The following is a 13,579-nucleotide window of genomic DNA, read 5'->3' on the forward strand; positions in this document are numbered from 1 at the left end:
ATCCCGGAAAGGACCCAGGACTGTCATGTCTCGTTCCCCCCGTATTGCGTTCGTCGTCGGAAGCACGCGCACGGGCCGCTTCGGCCAGGTGGTGGCCAACTGGTTCACCGCGCAGGCGCGGGAGCTCGGCCACCCGCACATCGATGTGATCGATCTGGCAGAGGCGGGCCTGCCGGTGGTGATGCCGGGCAGCCCGGACGCCGAACGCCCCGCGGCCGTTCAGGCGGTCGCCCGCCGGCTCGCCGACGCCGAGGCGTTCGTGGTGCTGACGCCGGAGTACAACCACAGCTTCCCCGCGTCACTCAAGAACGCGATCGACTGGTACCAGCAGGAGTGGCAGGCCAAGCCGGTCGCCTTCGTCTCCTACGGCGGGGTCTCCGGGGGACTGCGCGCCGTCGAGCAGCTGCGCCAGGTCTTCGCCGAGCTGCACACCGTGACCGTCCGCGACTCGGTCAGCTTCCACCGCGCCTGGGAGCTGTTCGACGAGAACGGCCTGCCGAAGGACCCGACGGGCTGCAACGGAGCCGCCAAGACCATGCTCGACCAACTCGCCTGGTGGGCCCAAGCGCTCACCGAGGCACGCGTCGCACGCCCGTACACCTCATGAGCCCCGGTCTGGCAGTCGCGGCTGTCGCAGTCGCCCGCGTCGCGGCCGCCGGCGCCACCGGTGCGGACGAGACACGGCGGCTGGATCCCGATGTGGTCAAGTCCCTGGTGGGGGCCGGCTTCGCCCGGCACTTCGTCCCCGCCGGGTACGGCGGCACGGCCGGTTCCTTCGGCGAACTGACGCGCGCGCTGGCCACCGTGGGTGAGGAATGTGCAGCGGCGTCCTGGAGCGCGTCGATCGCCGCGAGCCTGGGCCGGATGGCCGGCTTCCTGCCGGCCGAGGGATGCGCAGAGGTCTGGCAGGAGGGACCCGACGCGCTGATCGTCGGTTCGCTCGCCCCGCTCGGCAAGGCCGTCGCGGCGCCGGGGGGCTGGCTGCTCTCCGGGTCGTGGCCCTCCATCAGCGTGGTCGACTTCTCCGACTGGGCGCTGGTGCGCGCCCCCGTCCCGGGCGGCGACGGCCGTCCCGCGCTCAGGGTCTTCGTGATTCCCCGGTCCTCCTATCGGGTGGAGGACACCTGGTTCAACGTCGGCATGCGGGGGACGGGCAGCAACACGCTCGTGGCCGAGGACGTCTTCGTCCCGCAGGAGCGGACCTTCGCCGACACGGACCTGTTCGCCGGCCGGTCACTCCCGTCGACCGCGCCGTGCCACGCCGTACCGCTCCCGGCGGTCAACGGTCTGTCCTTCGCGGCTCCGGCGCTGGGCGCGGCACGGGGCGCGCTCACCCACTGGTCCGCGTACGCCACCGAGAAGATCCGGACCGCCCCGGCGGCGACGGGAGGTCCGGGGCTGAGCCGTACCCATTACGCCGGCGCACTGGCCCGTTCCGCCGGGGAGATCGACGCCGCTTCCCTGCTCCTGGAGCGGGCCGCCGAGGTGGCGGACCGGGGCGGGGAGGTCACCTCGCTGGAGGCGGCGCGCAACACGCGTGACGCCAGTCTGGCCATGGAACTGCTGGTGACCGCGGTGAACCGGATCTTCGGCGCGGCGGGCACCGGCGGCCAGTCGGTGACCGGACCGCTCCAGCGCTTCTGGCGTGACGTCAACGCCGCTTCGTCCCACGTGGGACTCCAGTTCGAGCCCGCAGCCAGTGCCTACGCGGCACAACTCGCGGAACACCCCGCATGAGCGGTCCGCCGCCGAGGGACGCCCGCCAAGAGAGATCGAGGACACGCATGCACAGCACACTGATCGTGGCCCGGATGAATCCGGAGTCACGTGCCGAGGTGACCAGGCTCTTCGGTGAGTTCGACGCCACCGAGATGCCCGCCCTGATGGGCACCAGGCGCCGCCAGCTCTTCACCTACCAGGGCCTCTACTTCCACCTCCAGGACTTCGACCACGCGCACGGTTCACAGGCCGTCGAAGAGGCCAAGACCGATCCGCGTTTCAAGCAGATCAGCGCCGATCTGCGGCCCTTCATCGACCCTTACGACCCTGCATGGCAGACCCCCTCCGACGCGATGGCCGAGCGCTTCTACACATGGAGTCCGCAGGGGGCTGATTCCCGGTGACCCGACGCGTCGTCATCACCGGCATCGGCGTCCTGGCGCCGGGCGGCACCGGCGCCAAGGACTTCTGGGCGCTGCTGACATCGGGAAGGACCGCCACCAGGACACTGTCGTCCTTCCCCGCCTCCGGGTACCGCTCCCGGGTCGCCGCCGAGATCGACTTCTCCCCGCGGAGCACGGTCTGCTGCCGCAGGAGATCCGCCGTATGGACCGCGCCGCGCAGTTCGCCGTGGTCACGACCCGTGAGGCGCTGCAGGACAGCGGCCTTGAGCTGGACGGCACGGACCCGGCGCGGACCGCCGTGGTCATCGGCAACGCGGTCGGCGCCACGACCAGCCTGGAGGAGGAGTACCGGATCGTCAGCAACGACGGCCGGCTCAACCTCGTGGACCACACCTACGCTCCGCGTCACTTGTACAACCAGCTGGTCCCGAGCTCGTTCGCCACCGAAGTCGCCTGGGCGGCAGGCGCCGAAGGGCCCAGCACGGTCGTCTCCACAGGCTGCACCTCGGGGATCGACGCGGTCGGATACGCGGCGGACCTGATCCGTGAAGGGACCGCCGACGTCGTGATCACCGGGGCGACCGAGGCCCCGATCTCCCCGATCACCGTGGCCTGCTTCGACGCCATCAAGGCGACCTCGACGTACAACGACGATCCCGAGCACGCTTCGCGGCCGTACGACAGGACCCGTAACGGGTTCGTACTCGGCGAGGGTTCGGCGGGATTCGTCCTGGAGGAGCTGGAGAGCGCCCGCCGTCGTGGCGCTCACATCTACGCCGAGATCTGCGGCTATGCCACCCGCAGCAACGCGTACCACATGACTGGTCTGCGCGCCGACGGGGCCGAGATGGCCGAGGCAATCAGGGCGGCGCTGGACGAGGCCCGCCTCGACCCGTCCGCCGTCGACTACGTCAACGCCCACGGATCAGGCACCAAGCAGAACGACCTCCACGAGACGGCGGCCTTCAAGAACAGCCTCGGGGAGCACGCCCACCGGGTCCCGGTCAGCTCCATCAAGTCGATGATCGGCCACTCCCTGGGCGCCATCGGAGCGGTCGAGATCGCCGCTTCGGCCCTGGCGATGGAGCACGCAGTGGTGCCGCCCACGGCGAATCTCCACCGACCTGACCCCGAACTCGACCTGGACTACGTGCCGTTGACGGCGCGGGACTGGCAGACCGACACCGTGCTCACCGTCGGCAGCGGCTTCGGCGGTTTCCAGAGCGCCATGGTGCTCTCCCGGCCGGACAGGAGGGCGGCATGACCGTATCCGTAGTCACCGGACTTGGTGTCACCGCTCCCAACGGACTCGGCACCGCCGCCTACTGGCGGGCCACCCTGGAGGGAACCAGCGGGATCGGACCGGTCAGCCGCTTCGACGCGACCGGGTACCCGGCGCGGCTGGCCGGCGAGGTGCCCGACTTCGTACCGTCTGACCATCTGCCGAGCCGGCTGATCCCGGGGACCGACCACATGACCCGGCTCGCCCTGACCGCCGCCGACTGGGCGCTGGCCGACGCGGGGATCAAATCGGGCGATCTGCCCGACTTCGCCGCCGGGGTGATCACGGCAGCGTCCTCCGGCGGCTTCGAGTTCGGCCAGCGCGAGCTGGAGAACCTGTGGAGCAAGGGCAACAAGTACGTCAGCGCGTACCAGTCGTACGCGTGGTTCTATGCCGTCAACTCCGGTCAGATCTCCATTCGCAACGGCATGCGGGGGCCCAGCGGCGTGGTCGTGAGCGACCAGGCCGGCGGTCTGGACGCCATCGCCCAAGCCAGGCGGCAAATCCGCAAGGGCACCACGCTCGTTGTCTCCGGCGGTGTCGACGGCTCCCTCTGCCCCTGGGGCTGGGTGGCCCAGATGGCCTCCGACCGGATGAGCACCAGTGACGACCCCGCGCGGGCGTATCTGCCCTTCGATCGCGACGCCCGGGGGCATGTGCCGGGCGAGGGCGGGTCCCTGGTGGTTCTGGAGAACGCCGAGCACGCCCGGGAAAGGGGCGCGCACATCTACGGCGAGATAGCCGGTTACGCGGCCACGACCGACCCCCGGCCCGGCAGCGGCCGGCCCGCGGGGCTGAACAGAGCCATCCGGCTGGCGATCGCCGACGCCGGCCTGGAGCCGGAAGACATCGACGTGCTGTTCGCCGACGCCGCGGGTGTGCGCGAGCTGGACGAGGCGGAGGCCGAAGCGATCAACGACGTGTTCGGCGAAGGCGGCGTCCCGGTCTCGGCTCCCAAGACGATGACCGGCCGGCTGTACTCCGGCGCCGCCTCGCTGGATGTGACAGCGGCCCTGCTGTCCATCCGTGACGGTCTGATCCCGCCCACGGTCAACGTCACCGCCGACCCCGCTCACCGGCTCGACCTCGTGACCGGTGCGGCCCGGCCCGCGCGGCTGCGGACCGCGCTCGTCGTCGCGCGCGGATACGGCGGGTTCAACTCGGCGATGGTCGTCCGCGACCCCGGCTGAGACACCGACAACCACCGTCCCTCCATCCCGGAGATCGGCCCGTGCCAACGGACCCGTACGAGAGGAATCCCTATGACAGCCAACCGATTCACCATGGACGACCTGCGGCGCATTCTGCGTGAGGGGGCCGGCGAGGAGGCCGGCCTCGACGGCGACATCGACAGTGTCACCTTCCAGGAGCTCGGTTACGACTCGCTTGCCCTGCTGGAGACCGGCGTGCGCATCGGGCGCGAGTTCGGACTCGAGCTCGAGGACGACCACCTCATCGACGCCGAGACGCCCCGCCAGCTCGTGGACGCGGTCAACGAACTGCTCGTGGCGGTCCGCGCCGCTTGATCGCCGGAGGCCGGTCCACCCGAAGCACAAGGACTCACCAGGCGTCGACGGAGCAGCAGTCGGCACATCGGGCCGCTGCTCCGTCGGCCCCCACAGCGGTACGCGCCGCAGATCCTCGCTCCGCTCACCTCGCTCCGATCGAAAGAGAAGTTCGGCATGGGCAGAACCGCCTTCGTCTTCCCCGGCCAGGGCTCGCAAAGGGTCGGTATGGGGCTCGACCTCGTCAAGAAGTGGCCGTATCTGATCGACGAGTACTACGCGCCCGCCGACGACATACTCGGCATTCCCCTGTCCGCCCTGATCTGGAACGGCCCGGCCGAAGACCTGAGCGACATGCGGATCACACAGCCCGCCATGCTGCTCACGAGCGTGGCCGCCCTGGACGTGCTGCGGGCTCATGGCGCCCATCCGGACGCTGTGGCCGGACACAGTCTGGGCGAGTTCGCCGCGCTGGTCTGCGCGGGTGTCCTGACCTGGACGGATGCCCTGCGGGTCGTGCGGACGCGTGGAGAGCTCATGGCCTCGGTGACCGACAAGGAGCCGGGCAGGATGGCCGCCGTGGTGGGCCTCCGGCTGACAGCTGTGGAAGAACTGTGCCTACAGGCGTCAAGCGAGACCGGCGAGATCGTGGAGATCGCCAACCACAACGACTTCACCCAGGTGGTCGTCTCCGGCCGGCTCGCGGCCGTGGACCGGCTGCTGAAACTCGTCGTCGAGGCGGGGGCCGGCCGGACCGTCATTCTGCGCATCACGGGGCCCGCCCACTGCAGCCTCATGGGAGGTGTCGACGCGGAATATGCCGCAGCCCTGGAGAGCGTCGAATTCCGCGACCCGGTGCTGCCGATCTACTCGGGCAGCGGCGGCGCACGCGTCACGACCGGCGCCGGGGCCAAGGGCTTCCTGCGGGCCCAGCTCACCGGCCGGGTGCTGTGGACGGACGTGGTGGAGCGCATGGCGGCCGACGGGGTCAACCGGTTCGTCGAGGTCGGGCCCGGCAAGACCCTGAGCGGTCTGTGCGGCCGGATCCTGCCGGACGCGATCGTCCACCGCAGCGGTGACACGCAGCAGCTGGAGCAGACCGTGGACGCGGTCGCCCGGGCCCCGAGGGATCCGGTCTGAGGTGCGCGCCCGAGCGGGCCGCCCGCGCCACCACCACCGTCCTCGTCCCGACCGGAGACAGCCATGACCCGTCGCCCCGTCACCCTGCTGCTCCCGGGACAGGGAGCCCAATATGCCCGTATGGCGGCCCCGCTGTACGCACACGAACCGGACTTCAGGGCAGTCGTCGACGAGACACTGGAACTGATGGGAGCGGAGGGGCGGCTGGTCCGCGAGGACTGGCTGAGCAGTAATCCCTCGCTCCCCGTCGACGACGGCCGGCGCGCCCAGCCCCTGCTGTTCACCCTCGGCTACGCCGTCGGCCGGTTGCTGGAACAGCGCGGGATCCGGTTCGGGGCGCTGCTCGGTCACAGCGTGGGCGAGCTGGCCGCGGCTACCCTGGCCGGTGTCTTCGACCTGGCCGGCGCGGCCCGCATCATGGTGGCCCGCTCCCGGGCGCTCGACACGGCGCCGGCCGGCGGGATGCTCGCTGTGGCCGCCGCGCCGGAGAAGGTCGAGCCCTGGATCGAACAGGAGTGGGCGGACCAGGGTGTCGTCGTCGGCGCGGTCAATGGACCGGCCCAGACCGTGCTGTCCGGCCCGGAGACTCCTCTGCTCCGCACCGAGCGGGCTCTGCGCGACGCGGGCCTGGTGACGCGGCGGGTGCGAGCCCGTGAGCCGTTCCACTCCCCGGCACTCGACGAGTCGGCACGCGCCTTCGGGAAAGCGGTCGCCGCCGAGCCGCTGCACCTGCCCGAGGTGCCGATCTGGTCGGCCAGGACGGGCCGCCCCCTCCAGCCGCACGAGGCGCTGGATCCCGTCTTCTGGGCCCGTCAGATGGCCGAACCGGTGCTGTACTGGCCGGCGCTGAAGGCGCTGCTCGACGACAGCGGCCGTGTTCTGGTCGAGGCCGGCCCGGGGAACTCCCTGTCGGCCCCGGCCCGCAAGCACCCTGCCGTAAGGTCCGGCCGCAGCACCGTGGTCTGCCTGCTCCCGACGGAGAGAGGCGACTGCCGGTCCGCCTGGGCGGCGGGCCTGCTGCGCCTGGACGAACTCGGTGCCACGCGGCCCGTTGACGCGCGATGAGTCCCGGAGTTCGATGTCGTACACGCCGGCCGGCCCGAGAGGGAACGGCCGGCTCCCGGGCACCCCAGCGCCTCGACGGTGCGGGCCCGCGGCCCGCGACGAATTGCGGGAGCGGGCTGCGGATGATGCCGGTTCGTCCGCGTCCGGCCCCGACCCCGACCCCGAGCGGTTCGGGGTGCGGCGCATTCGGGGGCCGGGGGAGAGGCCGCCCCTTCTGAAGCCTGGCGAGCTCGCGAGTGCCGTCCGCCATCCGAAGGCCGCGGGCGGACGGCCGCCGGGCACTGCTCCGTACCGCCACGCAGGCCCCCCGACCCACGGCCCCTGCCGCTACGATGGCTGCTCTTTGTCCGCAAGGAGTTGATGATGCCGAGCCGTCGCCCGGAGGGGGCCGCCTCCGACACGTCGTGGAACCAGACGTTCAGCCACTCGATGTGGCGGGCGAACAACTCCGTGCACCGCGCCCTGAACGAACGGCTGCGATCCCTGGACGTCACGATGACGCAGCTGGGGATCATGATGACGCTCGACCAGTACGGGCCACTGTCCGGGGCGGACCTGGCCCGGGGGCAGAACATCACGCCGCAGAGCGTGACGACGGCGCTCGCGCACCTGGAGCGGATCGGGTGGATCGAGCGGCATCCGCACCCCGTGCACGGACGGGTCGTGCTGATCGAGCCGACCGAGGCCGGACTGCGCGGGATGGCCGAGGGGCGGCGGCTCGTCGAAGCGGTCGTCCAGCGGCTCTCCGAGGTGGTCGGCGGCCCCGAGGAGCTGAACCGTCTGACGCTCGGCATGCGTCGCATCGCCATCGCTCTCGACGGGCCCGACTCCCCGGTGGCCCGCATGTGGCCCGACCCGCCCGACACCGCCTGAGGTCTCTCGGCCACGAGGCCACCCGACCGGAAGTGTGACGGCCGCCCAGCGTCCGTGGATGGCGAACCGCGACGAACGACCGCTGCCGCTCTCCGCCGACCGGGCCGGACCCGCGCCCCCGGCTGTCGCCCGCCGGGCAGGCCCCCCCCCGCATTCCCGCCCCCCCCGCATTCCCGACCCCACCGGGCGGTCGCCCGCGCCCCGACGGAGGGGCTCTCCCCGCCGGCCCCGCTGATCTCAGTCATTTGGGACTATGACAGGCAACTGATAACTTGGCCGCCGCGTTCGATCAGGAGGTCCGTCTCACCATGTCCGCGATAACAACCCCCCACCGCCCCGTCGCCCGCCCCGCGCTGACCACCGTGCTGGCGTGTCTCGGGATGTTCGCCGCCTACGTGCCCATCGGCAGCGTCTCGGTGTCCTTGTCGCGCATCCAGCAGGGCCTCGGCGCCTCCACGTCCGACCTGCAATGGGTCTCCGACGCGTTCATCCTGCCGATGGCCGCGCTGATCCTCACCTTCGGCCTGATCGGCGACCTGTACGGCCGCAAGAAGGCCTACCTCGCGGGCATGCTCCTGTTCGCCGCCGGTTCCGTGACCTCCCTGACCGCGCACGGCGTCGAACAGGTCTGGGTGGGCCAGGCCGTCGCAGGCGCCGGTGCCGCGGCCCTCGCCTCCTCCACGCTCGCCCTGATCAGCCACGCCTACCCGGACTTCCGGGCCCGCGCCAAGGCCATCGCCGCCTGGGCCGCGTCCCTGAGCATCGGCATGGCCCTCGGCCCGCTGATCAGCGGCGTCATCCTGGAGCACGCCACCTGGCGCTGGATCTTCCTGCCGGCCGCCGTCATCACCGCCGTCACCGGCCTGGTGGCCGTGCGGATGCTGGAGGACTCGCGTTCCGCGCACGGCCGCGCCATCGACGTCCCCGGCCAGATCGCCGCGATCGTCTTCATCATCGGCCTGATCTACGGCGTGATCGAGGGCGGCGGAGCCGACGGCTGGGCCCAGACCAAGGTCGTCGCCGCGTTCGTCGCCGCCGCGCTCGGCCTGATCGCCTTCGTCGTCGCCGAGCTGCGCTCCGCCTCGCCGATGCTCTCCCTGAAGCTGTTCGCGGTACGCCCCTTCACCGGCGCCGGGGTCGTCAACGCGGTCGTCATGTTCGGGATGATCGGGTCCGTCTTTACCCTCAGCCTCTTCTTCGGCAGCGTCCAGCAGCTCTCCGTCCTCGACATCGCCTGGCGGATGCTGGTCTTCAACGGCGTCTCCGTGCTCACCGGGCCGCTCGTCGGCCGTCTGATGGGCAAGATCGCGCCCGGCCTCCTGCTCTGCGTCGGCCTGCTCGGGGTCGGCGGCGCCATGCTGTGGCTGACCGGACTGGAGACCGACTCCGGGTTCGGCGCGATGGCCGGTCCGCTCGCCCTGTTCGGCCTCGGTATGGGCTTCGTGATGACGCCGATCAGCGCGGTCGCCGTCGGCAGCGTCCCGCACCACCTGGCGGGCATGGCGGGCGCGGGGAACAACACCCTGCGCCAGCTCGGCGGCGCGCTCGGTCCCGCCGTCCTCGGCGCCGTGCTCAGCAGCCGGCTCACCTCCGCGCTGCCTGGCCACCTCGCGGACTCCGGACTGCCCGTCACCGACCAGCAGAAGGTGGGCGAAGCCCTCGCGAAGGGCGGCGTGGGCGCCGCGAGCCACCTCGGTCTCTCCCCCGAGGCGACCGGTCCCGCGCTGGGCGCGATCGGTGCGAGTTTCACCGACGCCGTCCACGTCTGCATGACCGTCGGCGCGGTCGGGATGCTGGTGGCCCTGATCGCCACGGCCACCCTGATCGGCTTCCGCCGCCCGCAGCCGGCCACCCCGGCCCCCGCCCCGTCCCCGGCCCCGCCCCGGACGCAGCCCACGACACGCAGGCGGACCAGGCCGGTCAGGCACCGCTCCCGACCGGCCCCGCCCTGCACGGCCACATCCGCAGCTCCGCCGGCACCGCCCGTCCCACGGTCACCCTGGTCTCCCTGACGGGACGCCAGCTGGCCAGGACCGTGGCCCGTCCGGACGGCCGCTACGAGCTCACCGCACCCGGCGCGGGCACCTACGTGATGGTCGCCGCCGCCGACGGGCACCAGCCGCAGGCCGCCACCGTCGCCGTCGGTGACGAGCCGCTCGCCCACGACCTCGTGCTCCTCGGCGCGCCGGGCCTGAGCGGGGTCGTCAGCGGCGCCGACGGGCTGCCGGTCGCCGCCGCCGTGGTGATCGTGACCGATGCGCGCGGCGAGGTGCTCGGCAGCGGACGGACCGGCACGGACGGGGAGTTCACCTTCGGCGAGCTGCCCGCCGGTGAGCTGACCGTCGCCGTGAACGCGGCAGGGCACCGGCCGGCTGCCGTGCCCGTCACGGTCGGCGAGGGCGGCTCCGGCCGGGTGGAGATCGCACTCACCGCGGGCGCCCGGCTCCAGGGTGCGGTGCGCTCCGGTACCGACCTGCGACCGCTGGCGGACGCCCGCGTCACGCTCGTCGACGCGGCGGGCAACGTCGCCGCGACGGCCACCACCAGCGCGGACGGGGCGTACGCCTTCGCCGACCTGGACGCCGGTGAGTACTCGGTCGTCGCCAGCGGCTACCCGCCCGTCGCCACCCCGCTGAGCGTGACGGGCTCCGGCACCGACGCCCTCGACATCGAGCTGTCCCACCCGGCGTCCTGAGCCCTTCCCGGCCCGCCCCGGCGACGCGTGCGCAGCCGGGGCGGGCGCTCAGGCCGAGGTCGTGAGCGCCGCGCGGGTGACGGGGTGGGCGAACTCCCGGCCGAAGTCGTGGTGGGTGAAGGCGGCGGACTGGATGAACGTCTGGGGCGTCCAGCTGCTGCCGATCGAGCTGATTTGAATAATCCAAGGTCGTGCAGCTGTGTGGCCATGGTTGTTTAGCTCGACTGCCTCATGGGGTCATCGAATCTTTTGTTCTGGAAGTGCATTATTTCCATCATTCGATGAATGGCGCTGCCGAACGAAGCGAGGCGACACGGGCGGGAGCGTCACCGGGGCGAGGCCTGCGTTGCTGTCCGGCACGCGGCGATCCCGCACGCCCGGCCCGCCCGAGGTGCCCCCGGCCCCGAGCGGGCGCATGCTGGCCGGAGAGGTGTGCCCCGGACGCAGTCCCCCTCCCGCCATGGAGACGATCGAAGTGACATCTCCCGGCCGCGACAACCAGGAAACGGGCGCCGGACTGGACGGCGCCGCGACAGCCCTTCTGGACGGCCGGGCCCGCATCTGCTGGTGGTCACGCGCCGCCTCGGAACTCCTCGGCTGGACCGGCGAGCAGGTGACCGGGAAACCCGCACGGCGACTGCTCGCGTCCGGACCGGCCGCCGCGCCGGACGGGGGGACGCGGCGGGTCAGGCTGCGGCACAGTTCCGGACGGCTGATCGAAGCCGACGTCCGGCTCATGGAGCCGCAGGCCCCGGGCGCGACGCTGGTGGTGGCGGTGCCGGTGAGCGCCCCCGGGGGATGGGAGCAGGACTCCGCCCTCGCTCGTTCCGTGCTGGCGCAGGACGACATCGCCGTCGTCGAGTGCGACATGCACCTGCGAGTCGTCCGCAGCAACGCCGCCTCCGATCTGCTGCGTCCCGAAGGTGCCCGCGAGGACTGGCTGGTGGAACTGCCCGGCACCGGAATCCACGGGACGGTCCGGGACTTCATGAGCCGGGTGGCCGACACGGGCGCACCGGTGCTCGCGGCCGAGTATCCGTTCGGTGAGCCCGGATCGGACCGGATGCTGTCCCTCACCTGCATTCGGATCGACGGCCCGACGGGAGTTCCGCTCGGCGTCGCCATGGCCGCGATCGAAGTCACCGAGCGGCACCGGGCCCAGCAGCGGCTGTCGTCGGCGTACCGGAGGGCGTTCGAGATCGGGGGCTCGCTCGACGTGGTCCACAGCGCCCGTGATCTGGCCGCCGTACTGGTCCCCGCCCTCGGCGACCTCGCCTTCGTCGACTTTCCCGACGCTGTACTCCAGGGGCAGGACCCGGAGCTGGGGTACCCGGGTCAGGAGGCTTCCGCCGCGCGCCGTGTCGCCGCCCAGTCCGCCGACGGCATCTGGCCGGCCTCGCTCGTGCAGCTGGGGGAACCCGTTCCGCCGATTCCCGCCCGGCCCGAGACCGCGGTCGTGGCCGTGGGGGACGTGCTCGTCGCGGACGCCGACCTGTCCCGCGAGATCCTCGGCCAGGACCCCGAGCTGATCAGGCGTTTCATGCCGGAGGGCATGCACGGATCGCTCGGCTGCCCGCTCTACCACCGAGGCCGCCTCTTCGGGTACGCCTCGGTCTACCGCACCGACAATCCGTTGCCCTTCGTCGACGCGGACATCAAACTGATGCAGGACCTGTGCGGGCGCACGGCCCAGGCCATCGACCACGCCTTCCGGTTCACCCGCGAACACCGGACCGCCGTCGTCCTCCAGGAGAGCCTGCTGCCGCCGGCGGCCACCGAGAGCGCCGCCGCCGAGACCGCCGGTGCCTATCTGCCGGCGAGCGGCAGCGTCAGTGTCGGCGGTGACTGGTTCGACGCGTTCCCCCTGTCCTCGCTGCGGATCGCGCTGGTCGTCGGCGACGTCATCGGCCACGGACTGCAGGCCACCGCGACCATGGCCAGGCTCCGCACCGCGGTGCAGACCCTCGCCGACCTCGACCTCCCGCCCGACGAGCTCCTCGCCCGCCTCGACGACCTGGTCCAGCGGATGGAGAGTGAGGCCCAGGAGCCCGGCATGGTCGGTGCCTCCTGCCTGTTCGCCGTGTACGACCCCGTCACCGGGCTGTGCCAGATGGCCAGCGCAGGGCACCCGCCCCTGCCCTCGTCCGGCCCGGGGGAGGTGTCGACTACCTCCCCGTGGTCCCCGGGCCGATGCTGGGTGTCGGCGAGAACCCCTTCGAGGTCCTGAGCGTGACGCTGCCGGTCGGCAGCGTCCTCGCCCTCTACACCGACGGTCTCGTCCGCCGGGGCGACGGCGACGGCGACGGCGAGGCCGCGCTGCTCGGCGCACTGGGCCGGCTGGCCGGGGCGGACCGGCCCCTGGACGAGATGGGCGTCGAACTGATGGGCAGCCACCCGGTGCAGGAGTACCGGGACGACGACGTCACGCTGCTGCTCGCCCGCACCCGGACCGTGGCGGAGCAGGACACGGCGACGTGGGAGTACCCCGCAGACCCGGCCGCCGTGCACGAGGCGCGCGCCGACGTCAGCGCCCAACTGGCCGCGTGGGGCCTGGAGGAGCTGATGTTCGCCACCGAACTGATCGTCAGTGAGCTCGTCACCAACGCCATCCGCTACGCGGGCGGACCCGTCGCCCTGCGGCTGATCCGTGACCGGGTCCTGGTGTGCGAGGTCGCCGACCCCAGCAACACCCAGCCCCGTCTGCGCAGGGCGCTCAGTACCGACGAGGGCGGTCGCGGTCTGTTCCTGATCGCCCAGCTCGCCACCCGCTGGGGCTGCCGCTACGGGGCCCGGGGCAAGACCCTGTGGACCGAACAGGCCCTCGTACCCAGCCTCTGACGGAAGGGCGGCGGACGATGCCCGCCCGTCGGAGGTCGGGCCCGCGGCCCTCGGGTGA

10 protein-coding genes and 2 pseudogenes are annotated in these 13,579 nt (G+C 72.0%); all 12 read left to right on the plus strand.

The features are described 5' to 3' along the window. The first annotated feature begins 25 nt into the window (after nt 1–25). The 12 genes and pseudogenes from LNW71_RS22855 to LNW71_RS22910 all read left to right on the plus strand — a co-directional run bounded on the left by LNW71_RS22855 (nt 26) and on the right by LNW71_RS22910 (nt 13,521). Nucleotides 26–607, plus strand: coding sequence for an NAD(P)H-dependent oxidoreductase (locus tag LNW71_RS22855; RefSeq protein WP_250969930.1), 582 nt, complete (start codon nt 26–28; stop codon nt 605–607). Further along, complete coding sequence (locus LNW71_RS22860; protein WP_250969931.1) at nt 604–1,737, plus strand: acyl-CoA dehydrogenase family protein; 1,134 nt, start codon at nt 604–606, stop codon at nt 1,735–1,737. Before LNW71_RS22855 ends, LNW71_RS22860 begins: the two co-directional genes overlap by 4 nt. A gap of 47 nt (nt 1,738–1,784) precedes the next feature. After that, entirely contained in the window at nt 1,785–2,123 is a 339-nt protein-coding gene (locus LNW71_RS22865) for a TcmI family type II polyketide cyclase (protein ID WP_250969932.1), read from the plus strand. Continuing rightward, nucleotides 2,120–3,387: pseudogene (locus LNW71_RS22870) on the plus strand (beta-ketoacyl synthase). Before LNW71_RS22865 ends, LNW71_RS22870 begins: the two are co-directional and overlap by 4 nt. Next, nucleotides 3,384–4,595 (plus strand): ketosynthase chain-length factor, encoded by a 1,212-nt coding sequence (locus LNW71_RS22875; protein WP_250969933.1) that lies wholly within the window; start codon nt 3,384–3,386, stop codon nt 4,593–4,595. Before LNW71_RS22870 ends, LNW71_RS22875 begins: the two are co-directional and overlap by 4 nt. A gap of 72 nt (nt 4,596–4,667) precedes the next feature. Continuing rightward, entirely contained in the window at nt 4,668–4,931 is a 264-nt protein-coding gene (locus LNW71_RS22880; protein WP_250969934.1) for an acyl carrier protein, read from the plus strand. A 156-nt stretch (nt 4,932–5,087) separates the two neighbouring features. Then, nucleotides 5,088–6,050, plus strand: a complete 963-nt coding sequence (gene fabD, locus LNW71_RS22885) for an ACP S-malonyltransferase (protein WP_250969935.1) — start codon at nt 5,088–5,090, stop codon at nt 6,048–6,050. 63 nt (nt 6,051–6,113) lie between these two features. Then, the gene (locus LNW71_RS22890; RefSeq protein WP_250969936.1) at nt 6,114–7,115 is read left to right on the plus strand and encodes an acyltransferase domain-containing protein; all 1,002 of its coding nucleotides are present in this window, start codon (nt 6,114–6,116) and stop codon (nt 7,113–7,115) included. A gap of 363 nt (nt 7,116–7,478) precedes the next feature. After that, nucleotides 7,479–7,988 (plus strand): MarR family transcriptional regulator, encoded by a 510-nt coding sequence (locus LNW71_RS22895; protein WP_250969937.1) that lies wholly within the window; start codon nt 7,479–7,481, stop codon nt 7,986–7,988. Nucleotides 7,989–8,296: 308 nt separating this feature from the next. Next, entirely contained in the window at nt 8,297–10,000 is a 1,704-nt protein-coding gene (locus LNW71_RS22900; protein ID WP_250969938.1) for an MFS transporter, read from the plus strand. A 23-nt stretch (nt 10,001–10,023) separates the two neighbouring features. Continuing rightward, the gene (locus tag LNW71_RS22905) at nt 10,024–10,683 is read left to right on the plus strand and encodes a carboxypeptidase-like regulatory domain-containing protein (protein ID WP_250969939.1); all 660 of its coding nucleotides are present in this window, start codon (nt 10,024–10,026) and stop codon (nt 10,681–10,683) included. A 798-nt stretch (nt 10,684–11,481) separates the two neighbouring features. Continuing rightward, nucleotides 11,482–13,521 (plus strand): annotated as a pseudogene (locus LNW71_RS22910) (SpoIIE family protein phosphatase). Nucleotides 13,522–13,579: the final 58 nt, after the last annotated feature.

This window comes from Streptomyces sp. RKAG290, from assembly GCF_023701695.1.
Classification (GTDB): domain Bacteria; phylum Actinomycetota; class Actinomycetes; order Streptomycetales; family Streptomycetaceae; genus Streptomyces.